General features: G+C 33.7%; 21 protein-coding genes. 10 read left to right on the plus strand and 11 right to left on the minus strand.

The features are described from left to right. Positions 1 to 110 precede the first annotated feature (110 nt). On the plus strand, positions 111 to 1,271 hold the full coding sequence (locus ACZ1JT_RS10205; RefSeq protein ID WP_465093719.1) for a THUMP domain-containing class I SAM-dependent RNA methyltransferase: 1,161 nt from the start codon (positions 111 to 113) through the stop codon (positions 1,269 to 1,271). 52 nt (positions 1,272 to 1,323) lie between these two features. Next, positions 1,324 to 1,560 (plus strand): hypothetical protein, encoded by a 237-nt coding sequence (locus ACZ1JT_RS10210; RefSeq protein WP_465093720.1) that lies wholly within the window; start codon positions 1,324 to 1,326, stop codon positions 1,558 to 1,560. A gap of 3 nt (positions 1,561 to 1,563) precedes the next feature. Here ACZ1JT_RS10210 and ACZ1JT_RS10215 read toward each other — a convergent pair whose 3' ends face one another. The 5 genes from ACZ1JT_RS10215 to ACZ1JT_RS10235 all read right to left on the minus strand — a co-directional run bounded on the left by ACZ1JT_RS10215 (position 1,564) and on the right by ACZ1JT_RS10235 (position 5,173). Beyond that, complete coding sequence (locus ACZ1JT_RS10215) at positions 1,564 to 2,268, minus strand: DUF6048 family protein (RefSeq protein ID WP_465093721.1); 705 nt, start codon at positions 2,266 to 2,268, stop codon at positions 1,564 to 1,566. Then, positions 2,240 to 2,743 (minus strand): DUF6452 family protein, encoded by a 504-nt coding sequence (locus ACZ1JT_RS10220; protein ID WP_465093722.1) that lies wholly within the window; start codon positions 2,741 to 2,743, stop codon positions 2,240 to 2,242. Before ACZ1JT_RS10220 ends, ACZ1JT_RS10215 begins: the two co-directional genes overlap by 29 nt. 36 nt (positions 2,744 to 2,779) lie before the next feature. Further along, positions 2,780 to 4,192, minus strand: a complete 1,413-nt coding sequence (gene rlmD, locus ACZ1JT_RS10225; RefSeq protein WP_465093723.1) for a 23S rRNA (uracil(1939)-C(5))-methyltransferase RlmD — start codon at positions 4,190 to 4,192, stop codon at positions 2,780 to 2,782. Between the two features lie 141 nt (positions 4,193 to 4,333). Then, the gene (locus ACZ1JT_RS10230; protein ID WP_465093724.1) at positions 4,334 to 4,723 is read right to left on the minus strand and encodes a DUF302 domain-containing protein; all 390 of its coding nucleotides are present in this window, start codon (positions 4,721 to 4,723) and stop codon (positions 4,334 to 4,336) included. A 6-nt stretch (positions 4,724 to 4,729) separates the two neighbouring features. After that, on the minus strand, positions 4,730 to 5,173 hold the full coding sequence (locus tag ACZ1JT_RS10235; RefSeq protein WP_465093725.1) for a hypothetical protein: 444 nt from the start codon (positions 5,171 to 5,173) through the stop codon (positions 4,730 to 4,732). A 144-nt stretch (positions 5,174 to 5,317) separates the two neighbouring features. On the opposite strand from ACZ1JT_RS10235, the gene ACZ1JT_RS10240 reads away from it, so the two are divergent. Both ACZ1JT_RS10240 and rocD read left to right on the plus strand, forming a co-directional pair. After that, a complete protein-coding gene (locus tag ACZ1JT_RS10240; RefSeq protein WP_465093726.1) occupies positions 5,318 to 5,857 on the plus strand; it encodes a DUF1697 domain-containing protein in 540 nt (179 codons plus the stop codon). 211 nt (positions 5,858 to 6,068) lie between these two features. Then, positions 6,069 to 7,313 carry an ornithine--oxo-acid transaminase gene (gene rocD / locus ACZ1JT_RS10245; protein ID WP_465093727.1) on the plus strand — a complete coding sequence of 415 codons (1,245 nt, stop codon included), beginning with the start codon at positions 6,069 to 6,071 and terminating at the stop codon, positions 7,311 to 7,313. A 48-nt stretch (positions 7,314 to 7,361) separates the two neighbouring features. Here rocD and ACZ1JT_RS10250 read toward each other — a convergent pair whose 3' ends face one another. Continuing rightward, the gene (locus ACZ1JT_RS10250) at positions 7,362 to 7,721 is read right to left on the minus strand and encodes a CCC motif membrane protein (RefSeq protein WP_465093728.1); all 360 of its coding nucleotides are present in this window, start codon (positions 7,719 to 7,721) and stop codon (positions 7,362 to 7,364) included. Positions 7,722 to 7,743: 22 nt separating this feature from the next. Next, complete coding sequence (locus tag ACZ1JT_RS10255) at positions 7,744 to 7,998, minus strand: DUF2752 domain-containing protein (RefSeq protein WP_465093729.1); 255 nt, start codon at positions 7,996 to 7,998, stop codon at positions 7,744 to 7,746. A gap of 125 nt (positions 7,999 to 8,123) precedes the next feature. On the opposite strand from ACZ1JT_RS10255, the gene ACZ1JT_RS10260 reads away from it, so the two are divergent. Together ACZ1JT_RS10260 and ACZ1JT_RS10265 are read left to right on the plus strand one after the other, a co-directional pair. Next, positions 8,124 to 8,306, plus strand: coding sequence for a hypothetical protein (locus tag ACZ1JT_RS10260; RefSeq protein WP_465093730.1), 183 nt, complete (start codon positions 8,124 to 8,126; stop codon positions 8,304 to 8,306). Next, on the plus strand, positions 8,281 to 8,850 hold the full coding sequence (locus tag ACZ1JT_RS10265) for a Smr/MutS family protein (RefSeq protein ID WP_465093731.1): 570 nt from the start codon (positions 8,281 to 8,283) through the stop codon (positions 8,848 to 8,850). The genes ACZ1JT_RS10260 and ACZ1JT_RS10265 overlap by 26 nt, the downstream gene beginning before the upstream one ends. Here the strand turns inward: ACZ1JT_RS10265 and ACZ1JT_RS10270 are convergent, their stop codons facing one another. After that, positions 8,851 to 9,372 (minus strand): hypothetical protein, encoded by a 522-nt coding sequence (locus ACZ1JT_RS10270; RefSeq protein WP_465093732.1) that lies wholly within the window; start codon positions 9,370 to 9,372, stop codon positions 8,851 to 8,853. A 117-nt stretch (positions 9,373 to 9,489) separates the two neighbouring features. Between ACZ1JT_RS10270 and ACZ1JT_RS10275 the strand changes: the two genes are divergently transcribed. From ACZ1JT_RS10275 to ACZ1JT_RS10290, 4 genes are all read left to right on the plus strand, one after another. Continuing rightward, positions 9,490 to 11,253, plus strand: a complete 1,764-nt coding sequence (locus ACZ1JT_RS10275; RefSeq protein WP_465095291.1) for an MFS transporter — start codon at positions 9,490 to 9,492, stop codon at positions 11,251 to 11,253. 78 nt (positions 11,254 to 11,331) lie between these two features. Then, positions 11,332 to 12,240, plus strand: coding sequence for an EamA family transporter (locus ACZ1JT_RS10280; protein WP_465093733.1), 909 nt, complete (start codon positions 11,332 to 11,334; stop codon positions 12,238 to 12,240). Between the two features lies 1 nt (position 12,241). After that, positions 12,242 to 13,363 (plus strand): cysteine desulfurase family protein, encoded by a 1,122-nt coding sequence (locus ACZ1JT_RS10285; RefSeq protein WP_465093734.1) that lies wholly within the window; start codon positions 12,242 to 12,244, stop codon positions 13,361 to 13,363. Positions 13,364 to 13,367: 4 nt separating this feature from the next. Next, positions 13,368 to 13,802 (plus strand): hypothetical protein, encoded by a 435-nt coding sequence (locus ACZ1JT_RS10290; RefSeq protein ID WP_465093735.1) that lies wholly within the window; start codon positions 13,368 to 13,370, stop codon positions 13,800 to 13,802. Between the two features lie 37 nt (positions 13,803 to 13,839). Here the strand turns inward: ACZ1JT_RS10290 and ACZ1JT_RS10295 are convergent, their stop codons facing one another. The 3 genes from ACZ1JT_RS10295 to gldI form a co-directional block, all read right to left on the minus strand. Next, complete coding sequence (locus ACZ1JT_RS10295; protein WP_465093736.1) at positions 13,840 to 15,030, minus strand: peptidylprolyl isomerase; 1,191 nt, start codon at positions 15,028 to 15,030, stop codon at positions 13,840 to 13,842. A 62-nt stretch (positions 15,031 to 15,092) separates the two neighbouring features. Beyond that, a complete protein-coding gene (locus ACZ1JT_RS10300; RefSeq protein ID WP_465093737.1) occupies positions 15,093 to 16,175 on the minus strand; it encodes a peptidylprolyl isomerase in 1,083 nt (360 codons plus the stop codon). A gap of 6 nt (positions 16,176 to 16,181) precedes the next feature. Then, the gene (gldI, locus tag ACZ1JT_RS10305) at positions 16,182 to 16,760 is read right to left on the minus strand and encodes a gliding motility-associated peptidyl-prolyl isomerase GldI (protein ID WP_465093738.1); all 579 of its coding nucleotides are present in this window, start codon (positions 16,758 to 16,760) and stop codon (positions 16,182 to 16,184) included. Position 16,761 lies beyond the last annotated feature (1 nt).

Below are 16,761 nucleotides of genomic sequence, written 5' to 3' on the forward strand. Positions count from 1 at the left end.
AATCTTGCAAATTTAACGTATTTTTGCTGACTAATTCCATGTTTAAAATTTGAAATGTAAGATTTAAGATTTTTTGGGATTTGGAATTTTGATAATGGATTTTGATAAAAATGGAGAATTTTAAAATGATTGCCAAAACATTATTTGGCTTCGAAGAAATATTAGCAAAAGAATTAGCTCAATTAGGGGCGCAAAAAATTGAGCAAGGGACCCGTATGGTTAGCTTTTACGGTGATAAAGGCTTTATGTATAAAGCGAATTTGGCTTTGCGTACTGCTTTAAAAATTCTTAAACCCATTTATCATTTTCGCGCGTTTAATGAGCAAAGTTTATATCGTGGCGTACAAGGTGTTGATTGGTCTAAGTATTTGTCGGCTCATCAATCGTTTGTGGTTGATGTAACGCTACATTCCGATCATTTTAATCATTCACAATTTGTTGCTTTAAAAACTAAAGACGCTATTGTTGACCAGTTTCGAGATAAATTTGGTAAGCGTCCTAACGTCGATAAAGATTTTCCAGATTTGCGTATTAATGTGCATATCGATCGCGATCAATGTTCAATTTCACTGGATAGTTCTGGCGATTCATTACACCATCGTGGGTATAAAACAGCAACTAATATTGCACCTATCAACGAGGTTTTAGCAGCAGGAATGTTGTTGCTTTCTGGTTGGGATGGACAAGGCGATTTTATTGATCCAATGTGTGGTTCTGGGACTATCTTAGCTGAAGCTGCCATGATTGCCTGCAATATTCCGGCGAACATCAATAGAAAAGAGTTTGCTTTTGAGCGTTGGAACGATTGGGACAATGCATTGTTTGATCAGATTATGGATTCATTAATGAAAAAAGTTAAAGAATTTCATTATACCATAACAGGTTACGATAAAGCGCCATCGGCTGTTATGAAAGCGAAAGACAACATTCGAAATGCTAATTTGGAAGAATATGTGAAAATTTCGGAACGTAATTTTTTCGATACGGAAAAAGAAACACGAGGTCCGTTGCATATGGTTTTTAATCCGCCTTACGGTGAACGTTTGGATATTGAAATGGAACGTTTTTACAGAGAAATTGGCGATACGTTAAAGCAAAGTTATCCAGGAACAAATGCTTGGTTTATTACTGCAAATCTTGAAGCTTTGAAATTTGTAGGTTTAAAACCATCACGTAAAATAAAGCTCTTTAACGGAAAATTAGAAACTCGTTTGGTGAAATACGAAATGTATGAAGGAAGTAAACGAATGAAATTTCAAAATAAAGAGTAGTCGTCTCGATTTCAACCATTTACTCATAATTTATAACTCATAACTTCAAAAAATGACTTTAAAAACGAAAGCATTGTTGTATAATTTTATTGGTTTTGCAGTATTTTTTGTTTTAGCACGAATTGTTGCTCAAACATTTACCAATTTAAACGGTTTATGGTTGCCATTAACCTCGGCAGTAGTAGCCTCTATTTTAGCACCAAAATTTCAAGCAGTTCCAACTCCAGAAGGAGAGAAAATATACATGAAATGGTTGTTTATAAAAGGAGTTAAGGAAGTTAAATGGTAAAAATTATTTTTGAGATTTATACAGTGGTATAAGATAACTCAATGTGTAATTAAATCCTACGCCAAAATTTCCTTCATACGTTCTATTAAAACCAGGAATGAAAAGATTGTCGAAATTCTCTGGTTTTTTGTTTGAGGCTAAATAATTCAGTCGAACCGAAAATCCTAAAAAGACATTGTTGAACAATTCGGCTTTTACGCCACCAATTACTTCAACCCAACTTGCTGTAAGACCATCAAATTTCTGATTTGGATATACTACTGTTTCTCCAAAATACGTACTGGTGTTGTATATAGCGTAGCTATTAAGGTTTTGTGAAAAGGAACTTACACCATATCGCATACCAACATAAATCATGTTTTGCATATCAAGCCAGTTTTCATAGGAGTTGTAATCGAAGCCAACTTTAAAATAACTTCCTTTTGTTGTAAAATTTACTTGGTCGTCATCTACAGTTTTGTTTTCGTTACCCAACTCACCCGCAACATAGAATTTTTTAGAGATACGATAATCTCCAACAATTTCAAATCCTTTATAATCTTTATCGTAAAAGGATTTTGTTAATCGATGTAAATCTACACCAACCCGAACACCATAGCGTTGTGTTTTTCCATTTGAAACAGAATCGGTAGTTTGTTTTTGGGAAAATGTTGATAAAGAAACCAACATTAAAGCCATACTAAAAATAGATTTTAATGTGTGTTTCATTTTCATTTTGAATGTTTGGTTGTACAACTTCAATTGATGAAATCCATAAGGAGGTATCACCGTCAGTTAATTCAGGATTGTTGTCGTTCAGTAAAAATAAAGTTTTATAACCACAAGCTCTGGAAATAAAAACATCAGAACGTGTATAATTGAATGTCAGCACATCAATATTGTCATTACCCGTATCAGCATCAGAACCGTTTTGAATAAATTGAAGTGTGGTTATGTCTTCATTTGTTTTTAGTGGAACACTAATTTTACTTACACCAGTATATCCTATACCTTCTGTAAATCCCGGAGCAATAACACCAAGATTACTAACACTTTTCAATGTAGTTGGATTGGTAGCATCATAAAATTCTATAATTACATTTGGTGTTGTAGGTGTTCCTTCTGCACAAATATCATCTTTTTCACAACCCCAAAAAGAATTAGCGAGTATCAGTGATAAGCCGATTAGCTTTAGTTTTTTCATTTTCAAATTTTCAAATTTGTAAACCTTCAAATTCAATTAGCGTTTTTCCAAAAGTACAACATTTTCCACATGATGCGTTTGTGGAAACATATCTACCGGTCGTACACGAGTTACTTTGTACATTTCGTCCATTAAGGCCAAATCACGTGCTTGTGTTGCCGAGTTACAGCTAACATAAACTACTTTTTCTGGAGCGATTTTTAAAATCTGTCCAACCACATCGGCATGCATTCCGTCGCGAGGTGGATCGGTAATAATAACATCCGGATGACCATGCGTTTTGATGAATTCGTCGTTGAATACATTTTTCATATCACCAACAAAAAACTCACAATTGGTAATATTGTTTCGTTTGGCATTTTCTTTCGCATCGGCAATAGCTTCTGGAACGGCTTCTACACCAATTACTTTTTTCGCTTTTTTAGATACGAATTGCGCAATGGTTCCGGTTCCGGTATATAAATCGTAAACCAATTCGTTTCCAGTTAAACCAGCAAATTCTCTTGTAATTGAGTATAATTCATAAGCTTGCGCGGAATTTGTTTGGTAGAACGATTTTGCATTGATGCTGAAGTTCAAACCTTCCATTTCTTCCAAAATGTAATCTCTTCCTTTGAAAAGAATAATGTCCTGGTCGTATATGGTATCGTTCGCTTTCTGATTGATAACATATTGTAACGAAGTGATTTCCGGGAAACGTTCCGCTAAGAAATTCATCATCAATTCAATGCCTTTTTTATTGTTGTCGTAAAACTGAATCAATACCATGATTTCTCCCGTTGAAGCCGTACGAATCATTAGGGTACGTAATAAACCGTGGTTTTCTCTCGGATTGAAAAACGTCAAACCATTTTCATTGGCAAAACGTCTGATTTCGTTACGGATATCGTTGGAAGGATCTTGTTGTAAATGACATTTTTTGATGTCTAAAATCTTATCCCACATTTTTGGGATATGGAAACCAACGGCGTTTTTGTTGTCTAATTCTACTTCAGAGTCGATTTCTTCTTGTGTCATCCATCTTGAAGACGAGAAACCAAACTCCATTTTATTACGATAGAAGAATTGTTCTTTGGAACCTAAAATCGGTTCAAATTCCGGTAATTCTACTTTACCGATTCTTTTCAAATGATTGTAAACTTCCTGGTTTTTGTAGAACAATTGCTGTTCGTACTTCATGTTTTGCCATTTACAGCCACCACAAACTCCGAAATGCTCACAAATCGGGTCAATGCGGTGCTCGGATAGCTCATGAAAGTTTATGGCTTTTCCTTCGTAATAGGCTTTGCGTTTTTTGAACGTTTGTACATCCACCACGTCGCCCGGCACTACATTCGGAATAAAAATTACTTTTCCATCGGGTGCTTTAGCTACCGATACGCCTTTAGCTCCTGCATCAAGGACTTTTACGTTTTCGAATACGATTTTGTCTGTTTTTTTTCTTCCCATGGGGCAAAAATAAGCATTCAATCATAATGTAACTTCATTTAATTTGAGTTATGTAAAAAAAAATACGTCATTTTTAGAATAACGTATTTTTTAGTTGTGCTGTTTTTTATTTTCTGAAAAAAAACTTTTGGTTTTGCCTTTTTATAACTTAGCAATTACATTTAAAAGTTTTTGTTGAACTTCTATGGCAAGTGTTTCTAGTGCAGGGTTTTTGATGCTACTCATTGAAGCAATTGGGTCTACAGCAGAAATTTCAATAGAACCGTTTTCGTGCTCTTCGACTACAACGTTGCAAGGAAGAAAAACGCCAATTTTATCTTCATGCGTTAAAGCTTTATGGGCAAAATGGGGGTTACAAGCCCCGAGAATTTTATATTTTTTAAAGTCAACATCAATTTTCTTTTTTAAAGTTTCTTTGACATCAATTTCGGTTAATACTCCAAAACCTTCATTTTTTAATTCGGCCGTAGCTTTTTCAATGGCATCATCAAAAGAGATGCCTGTCAAAGTTTTGCTAAAATAGTAGCTCATATTCTTTTAATACTTGATGTCGAAAGTTCCATCAGTTATGGTAACCGTGTTAACAGGATCTGTATCGGTAGACATAGTTCCAGAAAATGTTCCTGTCACTCTATTGCTTGAGTTTTCGGATACAAATGATGAGAATGAAGCAGTAGTTTCATAAAACTCGCCATTTTCAGAGTATTGCATAAAGTAAATTTGCCCATCGGATGCTTTTTCCATGTTCATTTCGAAATAAACATTAGGTTGGTTAGCCACAGCGGCAGTGATTTCTAAGTCAGTATAATCTTCATAAGGAATTTGAGTTACACTTACCACAGTAAATTTTTTAGTGACACCGTTAATTTTTGCAGTAATTATTTTTGATGGTGTTGACGAACTTGAATTATTATCGTCTTTCGAACATGATGACAGTGAAATTAATGAAGTAATCATTAAAAATAGTAGTATCCTTTTCATAATATTGAGTTTTATGGTTAGACATCACTATGAAATTAATCATTAATGATTTAAAACAATTTTAAAATCGTTGTGATTGAATTAAAACTCGTTTAAAGTCATCTTTAAAAAAAAATTGTTCCTTTGTAGTAAATATTTTTCAAAATGAAAACACATTTGGCACTACTTCGCGGTATTAATGTTTCGGGTCATAACATGATAAAAATGGAAGACTTGAAAAAGTTATTGGAAGGAATGAATTATTCTAATGTTAGAACCTACATTCAATCGGGTAATGTTTTTGTGGATTCCGAGGAAGAGCATGGCGCTACAGTTGGATTTAAAATCAAACAGGAAATCTATAAGGAATGGGGATATGATGTTCCAGTAGTGGTTGTTGCAAAAGAAGATTTAGAAAATTGTTTTCGTAATAATCCTTATCTAAAGGAGAAAGAAGTTGATACTAAGAAGCTATATTTTACGTTTCTTTCTAAAGAATTACACGAAAACAGCATTCATGAACTTAAAATGAGCCAGGTTAAACCTGATGAAGCTTACATCGATAAAAACAGAATTTATATTAAATATGCTGTTGGAGCTGGAAAAACCAGATTAGATCAAAAGTATATCGAAAAAAAATTGAATGTTATTGCTACTATGCGAAACATGAATACGATAACCAAATTGTTAGAAATGTTTGAATAGCAATTTAACAAGATGTGTTCATTTTGTTAGTAAACTGTATTGTTACAAATGCTTTGGATTATTGTTATATTTTTGATTTCGAATAGAATTGATTGTTACAAAAAACATAAAATAGAGGGTAAAATGTTATTTTTGTGAATAAAATTTGTTAAATTGCGCTACAAATTTACCCCAAGTCAATTTTATAACTGTAACTACTAAAATAATTATAATGCAAGTGTTAGAAAAAATGAATTCTGCAGAAGCAATTCAACTGGAAAACAAGTATGGTGCACACAATTATCACCCACTACCAGTTGTGTTGAGTAAAGGTGAGGGAGTGTATGTTTGGGATACTGAAGGGAAAAAATACTACGATTTCTTATCGGCGTATTCTGCAGTAAATCAAGGGCATTGCCATCCTAAAATTGTTGGCGCTATGATTAATCAAGCGCAAACGTTAACCTTAACTTCAAGAGCTTTCTATAATGACAAATTAGGTGTTTATGAGCAATTCGTAACGAACTATTTTGGTTTCGATAAAGTTTTGCCAATGAATACTGGAGCTGAAGCTGTTGAAACGGCATTAAAGCTATGCCGTAAATGGGCTTATGAGAAAAAAGGAATTCATGAAAATGAAGCTAAGATAATTGTTTGTGAAAATAATTTCCACGGGCGTACTACAACTATTATATCATTTTCAAACGATGAAAACGCACGTAAAAACTTCGGTCCGTATACAGCTGGATTTATTAAAATAGCATACGATGACATTGAGGCGCTGGAAAAAGCAATCACATCATCACCAAATATTGCAGGATTTTTAGTTGAGCCAATTCAAGGAGAAGCGGGTGTTTATGTTCCTACAGAGGGATATTTAGCCAAAGCAAAAGCACTATGTGAAAAGCATAATGTATTGTTTATTGCGGATGAGGTTCAAACAGGTATTGCTCGTACTGGAAAATTATTAGCAGTGAATCATGAAAATGTTACTCCGGATATTTTAATTCTTGGAAAAGCTATTTCGGGTGGAGTTTATCCTGTTTCTGCAGTATTAGCAAACGATGCTATCATGAATGTGATAAAACCTGGACAACACGGTTCTACCTTTGGAGGTAATCCTGTAGCTGCTGCTGTTGCAATTGCTGCACTTGAAGTAGTAACCGATGAAAGTTTAGCAGAAAATGCTGAACATTTAGGAAAATTATTCCGTTCGGAAATTGGAAAATATATTGAAACGTCTAATATCGCTACTTTAGTTCGTGGTAAAGGCTTGTTAAATGCGGTGGTTATTAATGATACAGAAGAAAGCGATACGGCTTGGAATATTTGTATGAAGTTAGCCGAAAACGGCTTGTTGGCTAAACCAACACATGGAAATATCATTCGTTTTGCACCACCATTGGTTATGAATGAAGAACAATTGTTGGATTGCGTTTCCATTATCACCAAGACCTTAAAAGATTTCGAAAAATAAGAAATAAAAAAAAATCCGCTTAAAAGCGGATTTTTTTATGTCTAGTATTTATTGACCAAGAACTTCGCGAATTCTTTCTTGCATTAATTCTGGGTTTTGTAATGCATCCATTCCAACAACACTAATTACAACAGCAAAGTAAGCAATTGTTAGAACTCCTAAAACTATTCCGATAATACAAAGAACTTTACCGGTTTTAACGTTTTTGTAGTTGGTATAAACGGATGGATTTTCGTTATATAATGCGGTATCTTTTTTAGCCAAATAGATACCAACTGCTCCTAAAAGGATACTGAAAATTCCGTAACAGCAGCAAACTAAAATAGAGCCAACACCTAAAATCATTACAGCCGTAGCGTTAGGTAGTTTTTGATTTTTTTCAAAATTGTTGAAATTGCTTTCTTTCATAATTACTTGATTTTGGTTTGTATTAAATAATAAAATGTTTAATGAAATATGATACTACCATAATTACCGCATTTAAAATTCCTAAGGGTAATATGATTTTATGATAGTTTCTGGATTTGTCTATGAAGTTCAACGCTACAAATCCAACAAAAAGAATTAAGGTGAAAATGGCAGGAAACATTTTAAATGCTGCCACAAATTCTCCTTGACATAATAAAACTAACGCACGTTGAGTTCCGCAGCCGAAGCATTCTATCCCTAAAAATTTCTTGCTCATGCAAGGAATCATATATTCTTCCATAAATTAAATCTGTAGGACAATTTTACTAAAAATACTGCATAGTTTTTAAATTATAGAAAGATATTTTTTCTTCCTTACCTTTGTTCAAATAAATTCGAGTTATGAAGCCTATCTATATTTTATTAATGATTCTAGTTATTAGTCTTGTTTTTTACGAACAATCTAAACCAGAAGGAAATGTATGGATTAAAGTCGTGGGGATTTTGATTTTCTTTTACGGAATGATGAAACTCATGGCTAAAACTTCAAGTAATTCTAATGATGACGATGAGCATGAGTCTTAATATTGGTGATTCGGTTTCGGTTTTAGACGATGTAATAAACGGCATTGTAATAGGTTTTGAGAAAAACGCAGTAGTTATTGAAACTCCAGATGGTTTTACAATGACATTTGCTTCTAATGAGCTTGTGAAGATTGGAGATTCAGCCGATTTAAAATCGTTTGCTTCTACATCATTACAACAGGTACTCAAAGAAAAAGAAATACCGGTTAAACGCTCGTTTGTTAAAGAAAAAAAATCCAGAAAAGATGAGTTTGTTCTGGAAGTCGATTTGCATATTGAAAAATTAGTCCCATCTAAACGCGGAATGTCTAATTATGATATCCTAACTCTTCAAATGGATACTGCTAAACGTCAACTCGATTTTGCCATCAAAAACAGAATGCCAAAAGTGGTTTTTATTCACGGAGTTGGAGAAGGGGTTTTGAAAGCCGAACTTGATTTTCTATTAGGTCGTTACGACGGAATATCTTTTCAAGATGCTAATTATCAAAAATATGGATTAGGAGCTACAGAAGTTTATATCAAACAAAATCCTTCCAGATAATTATAAATTAGTCGTGTAAGTTCCAAAAAGATATTCTTCAAAAACGAAAGAATTATCGTTTCCTACAAACTGAACATTAATCAATTTAATTTGATGGTTGTACCCTACTAAGGTAACTTCGTTAGTATTTGGGTCTGTTGTAGTTTTTTCGGTTGTTACGATTTGTACTGTTCCGCCAGATGCTGCGCTCCATTGTTTTGTTACAGTTGGTGAAGCAGGAGGAATGTCTGAACAAATTACGGCATTAGAAGCATTGCCACTATATTTACGATACAAAACTTTGTTGGCATCACCAATGGTAACTATGCGAGGCTCACCATCGGGTGTTACTTCATTTACAAATGATGAAGGAGGTATGTCTATTAATAAAAGCTCTTCTTTATGGGTTTTGAAAAGTAAATCTTTGTCGCTACATTTTTGAATGGAAGCCGAACCGAAATTGAACGACTCTAAAACAATATCGCCATCATCGCACGAATTCAAAACGAAAAGACAAATTAATATCCCGAAAAACTTTTTCATAATTTTACTTTCAGATTGGTTTTGAGACAAAAGTAGTATTTTTAGGTTGTAAAAGCCAATATTTCACGTGATGAAATTCATCAATATTCCTATATTTGAAAACCAAACCAAAAACTAATTATGTCATCTAAACATCAAACCAATTATCCAGCATTATATACTCTTATTACCGTATTCTTTTTTTGGGGTTTTATTGCAGCTGGAAACAGCATTTTTATTCCTTTTTGTAAAAGTTATTTTTCGCTAGATCAGTTTCAATCACAGTTAGTTGATTTTGCTTTTTATACAGCATATTATATTGGAGCACTGTTGTTATTTATTTTTGGAACTTTTAAAAATAAAGATATTGTAAGTGGTTGGGGCTATAAAAAAAGTATCATTTTCGGGTTGTTATTTTCGGCTCTTGGAGCAGGTGCTATGATTATTGCCGTTGAAGCGAATCTATATGCAGGGATGTTATCTGGTTTGTTTATTGTGGCTCTTGGTTTTTCGTTACAGCAAACTGCGGCTAATCCGTTTGCCATTTCGTTAGGAAATCCTAAAACGGGAGCAGATCGCGTGAATTTAGGTGGCGGAATAAATTCTTTTGGAACCACAATCGGACCTTTAGTGGTTGCCTTTGCTCTTTTTGGAACTACAGCGGCAGTTACCGATGATCAAATTAAGCATCTCGATTTAAATAAAGTTATTTTATTGTACATATGTGTAGGCTTGTTGTTTGTAGCCGCAGCCGGATTGTTTTATTTTTCTAAAAAAGTTCCGGCAGGCGTTTCAAATGAACCAATGGAAAAAGCAAATAAAGCATTAAAAACCTTGTTAATCATGACAGGTTTATTGGCAATTTGTTTTACTCCGGTTTTTAATAGTTATAAAAGTCAGGAGGCACAACGTATAGAAACGTTAACCAAAGAAGTTGAAAATATTAATTTAGCTGTTGTTGCTGGCAAAGAAGATAAAGTACTTGCCGACGATGTAACCGAAACTAAAACAGCACAAATAACCGAGTTAAAATCGGCATTAGATCAACAGCGTATGTTGTGTCTTTTTGGTGCATTGGTTGTAGTTGTGGGCGGATTGCTTTATTCGTATCAATCGGCTAAAAAAAATAGTGAAGGTTGGGGAGCGTTACAATACCCGCAATTGGTGTTAGGTATGCTTGCTATTTTTACTTATGTTGGGGTTGAAGTGGCCATAGGAAGTAATTTAGGGGAATTGTTAAAACTTAAGGATTTTGGTGGTCATCAATCGTCAGCCATAGCGCCTTATATTTCAATGTACTGGGGAAGTTTAATGATTGGTCGTTGGGCCGGTGCTATTAGCGTTTTTCATCTTAAAAAATCAATGAAAAATTTAGCGATGTTTTTGGTCCCTATGTTAGCTTTTACAGTTATCATAAGTGTAAACATGTTGGCACAAAAAGACATGACACCACTTTATTATTATATTATTTGTGTAGGAATACAAATTCTTGCCTTTTTTATAAGTAAAGATAAACCCGCGAGAACCTTAACTGTATTTTCAATATTTGGGGTTTTAGCGATGTTAATTGGTTTGTTTTCTACGGGAACAGTTGCTATTTATGCTTTTCTTGCAGGAGGTTTAGCCTGTAGTATTATGTGGCCGGCTATTTTCAGTTTATCTATTATTGGATTAGGGAAATATACCTCACAAGGTTCTGCATTTTTGGTTATGATGATTTTAGGAGGTGGAATTATCCCTCCAATTCAAGGGAAATTATCAGATATTATTGGTATTCATCAATCGTATATAATTCCTGTAATTTGTTTTGCTTATTTGTTGTTTTTTGCAATTACGGTTAAGGCTATTTTGAAAAAACAAAATATTGATGTGGATGAAATTGAAACCGAAGGTTCTCATTAACGTATAATTCTTAAGAAATTGATAATATTGAATTCGGAGCAGGGTAAATCTATTACCTTTGTTCCGAATTTCTTTTTTATGCGTATCAATAAATATTACCTCGCTGCATTAACGGCATTTGTAATTTGGGGGTTTTTCAGTTTAGCACTGAAACCATTGCATAATTATCCGTCTTTGGATATTTTATTCTATAGGGTTTTTTTAAGTGTTATACTGATTTCTGCAATTAACTTGATTTTCAGAAAAGATATTCTAAAAAAAGATTGGACGTATTTCAAATCGAAATCCAAGCAAGAAAAAAGAGCAATAGTCAAGGTTAATATTGGAGGCGGATTGTTATTAACAGCCAATTGGTTCATTTTCATTTATGTTATGAATCATATTAGCGTAAAAGCGGCTTCGTTTGCGTATTTGGTTTGCCCAATTTTAACAACCGTTTTGGCTTTTATTATTTTAAAAGAAAGATTAAGCAAATGGCAATGGATAGCCGTTTCAATTAGTGTTTTGGGCTGTGTTTTACTGTCATTTAATAGTTTTAAGGATATTTTCTATAGTTTGATAGTGGCGTTAACGTATGCTTTTTATTTGGTTACACAGCGTCGAAATACAGAAATTGACAAATTCATAGCTTTAAATATTCAATTGCTTACTTCGGGCATTTTACTTTTACCATTTTATCCGTCTTTTAGTGGAGCAGTACCTCAGGAAAATCTTTTTTATATCTGTTTGATCTTTATTGTTGTTCTTTTTACAATAATTCCGTTGTTTCTGAATTTATTTGCGTTAAAAGGAGTCGATTCTGCTACAGTTGGAATATTGTTGTATATCAATCCGATTTTAAATTTTGTATTAGCGGTAACATATTATAAGGAAAAAGTAACTGATATTCAGTTGGTTTCGTATTCTCTGATATTGATATCCATTCTTGTTTTCAATCAAAAGCTTATCTTTAACCGAAAATTGAAAGAAATTCCCGTTTCCGAATAAAATGAAAAAAGTATATCTAGATAATGCTTCTACAACACCATTACGTCCTGAAGTAATTCAAACGATAACGCAAGTGCTTGCCGAAGAGTACGGTAATCCTTCTTCAACACATAGTTTTGGTAGAAGTTCAAAAGCTGTTATGGAGCAGGCGCGTAAAACCATCGCAAAACAATTAAATGCAACTGCAGGCGAAATTATATTTACATCGTGTGGAACAGAAGCAAACAATTGGATTTTGCGCTCAGCCGTTCATAATTTAAAAGTGAAGCGCATTATTACGAGTAAAATTGAACATCATGCGGTTTTGTATGTTGTTCAGGCTTTACAGGTTGAGTTCGGAATTCAAGTGGATTATGTAAACGTGAAGCCCAATGGTGAAATTGATTATAACGATTTATCCGATTTACTCGCTCAAGAACAAAAAACTTTAGTGAGTTTAATGCATGTGAATAATGAAATTGGAACAGTACTCAATTTAGATAAAGTTGCACAACTTTGTAAAGATAACAATGCCTACTTTCACACCGATACAGTGCAATCGGTTGGAAAAACCGAGTTGGATTTGCAAAAATTACCTGTAGATTTTCTTGTAGCTAGCGCACACAAGTTTCATGGACCAAAAGGAGCAGGTTTTGCTTTCGTTCGTAAAAATACCATATTGCAGCCTTTGTTTTTAGGTGGTGAGCAAGAAAAAGGTTTTCGTGCCGGAACAGAAGCGGTTCATCAAATCGTTGGAATGGCAAAAGCACTCGAAATTAGCTATTCGAATTTGGATGCCGAAAGAAAGTATATTTCCGAATTAAAAGCCTACGCGATTGAGCGTATGGAAATTGAATTTCCGGAGTTTAAAGTAAATGGAGAAAATACGTTCTATAATATTTTAAATGTGATTTTGCCTCTTTCTGAAGATAAAACAGCCATGCTTTTATTTCATATAGATATGAAAGGAATTGCAGTTTCACGAGGAAGTGCTTGTCAAAGCGGAAGTACAAAGCCATCGCACGTTTTAGCTGAAATTTTAGCACCAGAAGACATTAATAAGCCAAGTATTAGAATTTCTTTCAGTCATTATAATACGAAAGAAGATGTTGATATATTAATCGATAATTTGAAATCAATCTAACATTATGCAAATTAATCCAAAAAATGGAGTAGGAGGTTTGTTGTTCGGAATGAAACAGCAACATGTTGAAGCGCTTTTAGGTAAGCCTAATAAACAGTATGAAGATGAAGATGATAATCGTGTTTATTTGTATAATGGAGCTAAGTTAAAATTGACGTTTTATGAAGATGAAGATTTTAAATTAGGCTATATTGTTGCATCGCATCCCGATATTGTGCTTTATGATAAAAAGGTAATTGGTGTTACGCCTAAAGAAGTAATTGGTTCTTTGAATCAAAAAGATTTTAAAGATTGGGAGGAAGCCGAAGAAGAAGGAATTGAAACGTATTTTAATGAAGCTAATTGGATAATTTTAGTTTCAGAGTTTAATGAAGTAACTAAGGTCGAAATAGGAGCATTACTTATTAACGACGAATTTCATTGGGTTTATAAGAAATAAAAAAAAGGCACTTTACAGTGCCTTTTTTATTTTTGTATTATTTAGCTGGTTCGGTCATTTCGATTTCGAAAATTAAATCGGTGTTTGGTGGAATTACATTTCCAGCACCTCTTTCACCATAACCTAATTTTGACGGAATGTAAATTAAAGCACGGTCACCAGAATTCATGTTTTCTAAACCTTCAATGAATCCAGGAATTAAACCTGATTTATTACCGTATGTAAAAGCAAATCCGTTGTATCCACCTTGTTGTGCACGCATTGGATCATGTTTTCCGTATTGTTTAGCTACGTCTTCAAAACTAGTATCGAATAGTTTACCATCTTCAAAATATCCGGCGTAACCAATTTGAACTGGTGCTCCTTCAGCTGGTTTTTTATCCAATCCTTTTTTAATGATAACATATTTTAAACCGCTAGCTGTTGTTTTTGCTGTAGCTTTAAGTTTGGCGAACTCAGCTTTTTTTGCTTCCATTACAGGAGCGTATTTATCGTTGTATTCTTTATTTTTCGATGCCTCAAGTTCGGCTTGTTTCTTTCTTTTTTCTTCTTCTAAAGCAGCCATTTTTTTGTCGTCTTCAGCTTTGTTTGCAAAGTAATCAGAAAACACTTTGGCAGCATTAAACTTTTTAGCTTCTTTACCTTTACGGATAATTGTAACTTTAACTATTTGGTCGTCTTGTTCAATTTTGTTCACAACATCCATTCCTTGAGTTACTTCTCCAAACACAGTATGTTTGCCATCTAACCACGGTGTTTCTTTGTGGGTAATGAAAAACTGACTCCCATTTGTTCCAGGTCCTGCATTAGCCATAGATAAAATTCCTCCTTTAGCATGTTTCAACTCAGGTACAATTTCGTCTTTAAACTTATATCCAGGTCCACCACCACCGGTACCTTCTGGATCACCACCTTGTATCATGAAATCTTTAATAACACGATGAAACTTTAATCCATCATAAAAGTGTTTTCCTTTTAATTTTTCATCGGTTAAGTTCGTGTTTGTGCCTTCAGCCAACGAAATAAAATTAGCTACTGTTACTGGAGTTTGTTTATAATTAAGCTGAAGCATAATTTTTCCTTTGGAAGTTTCCATTTCTGCAAAAATTCCTTCATTAGACTTTGCTGCAACAGTTTTTGTTTTATGAGCATTTTTTGTTGTTTTTTTGTTTTGAGCATAGCCGCTCATTATTCCTAAAAACAATAAAAGCAAAATTTTTGTTCTCATCGATTCATAATATAATCCGTACTTTTTTTGCATTTCGCTGGGATTTTCCGGGTTTTTCCCAATTATTTTGTATTAGATAATTCAAGTTCAAAAATTAAATCGGTGTTTGGGGGTATTTCACCAGCACCTCTTTCTCCATAACCTAAATAGGATGGAATAAATAAAATTATTTTATCACCTACAGTCATTTTTTCCATGCCTTCAATAAAACCGGTAATTAAACCTTCTTTTCTTCCATATTGAAAAGGAACGGGTGAATATCCGCCTTGTTTTTCACGCATAGGGTTGAATTTATCAAACTGTTTGGCAACATCGCTATAATTGGTATCAAAAAGCTCGCCATTTTCAAAATACCCTGCATAACTAAAGAAAATGGTTGTACCTGGGGTTGTTTTTGGATTATTACTTTTTTTGATGAAGGCATATTGTAAGCCAGATTCTGTTTTGATAGCTTTTGATTTTAGTTCAGCAAATTCTACTACTTTATCTGTTTTTATTTTGGCTGTTTCATCTGCGATTTTTTTCAATTCAGAGGCTTCTTTGTCGTAGTAGTTTTTGAATACTTTTGGAGCATCAAATTTATTAGCTTCTTTACCACGACGAATAATTGTTATTTCGTTGATTTCATCACTAACTTCAATAGCATTAACAACATCCATGCCTTCGATTACTTTACCAAAAACAGTATGTTTTCCATCTAAAAAAGGAGTTTCGTTGTGTGTGATGAAAAACTGAGAGCCATTGGTGTTTGGTCCTGCATTAGCCATAGATAAAATACCTGCCGAATTGTGTTTCAGGCTACTGTCAAATTCATCTTTAAATTTATAACCAGGGTTGCCGCTTCCATTTCCATCAGGATCTCCTCCTTGTATCATAAAATGATTTTCAACACGATGAAAAGTTAAACCGTTATAAAAAGGTTTTCCTTTGTATTTCGGACTTACAAAAGGGTTTTTTCCTTCGGCAAGTGAAATAAAATTAGCTACAGTTACCGGAGTTTTTTTGTATTCTAATTCAACCAGTATTGTTCCTTTAACGGTTTCGATTTCGGCATAAATGCCATCAGGTAACTTGTCGTATTGTTTTTCACAAGAAGTAAATAATGAGCTTGTTATTAAAGCAAAAAGGAAAAATATCTTTTTCATATTGGGTTATTCTGCTGTTGTTGGTTTTTCTTTTTTAGGGTTAGGATCTTTTTTAATATCGTTCAACGTAACGGTACACATTAAAGGTTCGTTAGTACTTATTTTGTTATCATCACCATGGTAGCCATATGCCATGTGGGAAGGGAAAAGAAAAGTGATTTTTTCTCCTTTTTTCATAAGCTTAATTCCATCGCGTAATCCCATCATGATATTTTGTCTATCAACAGTGTAAGTTTGAGGTTTTAACTCTTCAGCAGAATAAATTATCTCACCTTTAAGATTGGTAATGTAATAATCAAAATATGCAATATCACCTTTTATAGGAGTTGGTGAATCGGTACTGTTTTTTTGTTCATAACGATACCAATACCCTTTTGAAGAAGCAATATAACTTTTTGAGGAATCTTTTTTTATAATCTCACTAATTTGGGACTCTTCATTATCAATTAATTTTTTATTTCGCTTAATCGACTCTTTAATAAAAGTTCCAGAAGAATGAGAAATTGGACGTCGAGCTTCTTGTTGTGAGCAACAAGCCAATAGCATTCCGGAAAGCATTGCGCCAATAATGTGTATTCTTTTCATT

The sequence above is a fragment of the Flavobacterium sp. IC2-16 genome (assembly GCF_055521455.1).

What these genes read in the sequence shown, in the direction of transcription:
- ACZ1JT_RS10205 (WP_465093719.1), top strand. Translation starts at nt 111, where the DNA reads ATGGAGAATTTTAAAATGATTGCCAAAACATTATTTGGCTTCGAAGAA.
- ACZ1JT_RS10210 (WP_465093720.1), top strand. Translation starts at nt 1,324, where the DNA reads ATGACTTTAAAAACGAAAGCATTGTTGTATAATTTTATTGGTTTTGCA.
- ACZ1JT_RS10215 (WP_465093721.1), bottom strand. Translation starts at nt 2,268, where the DNA reads ATGAAACACACATTAAAATCTATTTTTAGTATGGCTTTAATGTTGGTT.
- ACZ1JT_RS10220 (WP_465093722.1), bottom strand. Translation starts at nt 2,743, where the DNA reads ATGAAAAAACTAAAGCTAATCGGCTTATCACTGATACTCGCTAATTCT.
- rlmD (WP_465093723.1), bottom strand. Translation starts at nt 4,192, where the DNA reads ATGGGAAGAAAAAAAACAGACAAAATCGTATTCGAAAACGTAAAAGTC.
- ACZ1JT_RS10230 (WP_465093724.1), bottom strand. Translation starts at nt 4,723, where the DNA reads ATGAGCTACTATTTTAGCAAAACTTTGACAGGCATCTCTTTTGATGAT.
- ACZ1JT_RS10235 (WP_465093725.1), bottom strand. Translation starts at nt 5,173, where the DNA reads ATGAAAAGGATACTACTATTTTTAATGATTACTTCATTAATTTCACTG.
- ACZ1JT_RS10240 (WP_465093726.1), top strand. Translation starts at nt 5,318, where the DNA reads ATGAAAACACATTTGGCACTACTTCGCGGTATTAATGTTTCGGGTCAT.
- rocD (WP_465093727.1), top strand. Translation starts at nt 6,069, where the DNA reads ATGCAAGTGTTAGAAAAAATGAATTCTGCAGAAGCAATTCAACTGGAA.
- ACZ1JT_RS10250 (WP_465093728.1), bottom strand. Translation starts at nt 7,721, where the DNA reads ATGAAAGAAAGCAATTTCAACAATTTTGAAAAAAATCAAAAACTACCT.
- ACZ1JT_RS10255 (WP_465093729.1), bottom strand. Translation starts at nt 7,998, where the DNA reads ATGAGCAAGAAATTTTTAGGGATAGAATGCTTCGGCTGCGGAACTCAA.
- ACZ1JT_RS10260 (WP_465093730.1), top strand. Translation starts at nt 8,124, where the DNA reads ATGAAGCCTATCTATATTTTATTAATGATTCTAGTTATTAGTCTTGTT.
- ACZ1JT_RS10265 (WP_465093731.1), top strand. Translation starts at nt 8,281, where the DNA reads ATGATGACGATGAGCATGAGTCTTAATATTGGTGATTCGGTTTCGGTT.
- ACZ1JT_RS10270 (WP_465093732.1), bottom strand. Translation starts at nt 9,372, where the DNA reads ATGAAAAAGTTTTTCGGGATATTAATTTGTCTTTTCGTTTTGAATTCG.
- ACZ1JT_RS10280 (WP_465093733.1), top strand. Translation starts at nt 11,332, where the DNA reads ATGCGTATCAATAAATATTACCTCGCTGCATTAACGGCATTTGTAATT.
- ACZ1JT_RS10285 (WP_465093734.1), top strand. Translation starts at nt 12,242, where the DNA reads ATGAAAAAAGTATATCTAGATAATGCTTCTACAACACCATTACGTCCT.
- ACZ1JT_RS10290 (WP_465093735.1), top strand. Translation starts at nt 13,368, where the DNA reads ATGCAAATTAATCCAAAAAATGGAGTAGGAGGTTTGTTGTTCGGAATG.
- ACZ1JT_RS10295 (WP_465093736.1), bottom strand. Translation starts at nt 15,030, where the DNA reads ATGAGAACAAAAATTTTGCTTTTATTGTTTTTAGGAATAATGAGCGGC.
- ACZ1JT_RS10300 (WP_465093737.1), bottom strand. Translation starts at nt 16,175, where the DNA reads ATGAAAAAGATATTTTTCCTTTTTGCTTTAATAACAAGCTCATTATTT.
- gldI (WP_465093738.1), bottom strand. Translation starts at nt 16,760, where the DNA reads ATGAAAAGAATACACATTATTGGCGCAATGCTTTCCGGAATGCTATTG.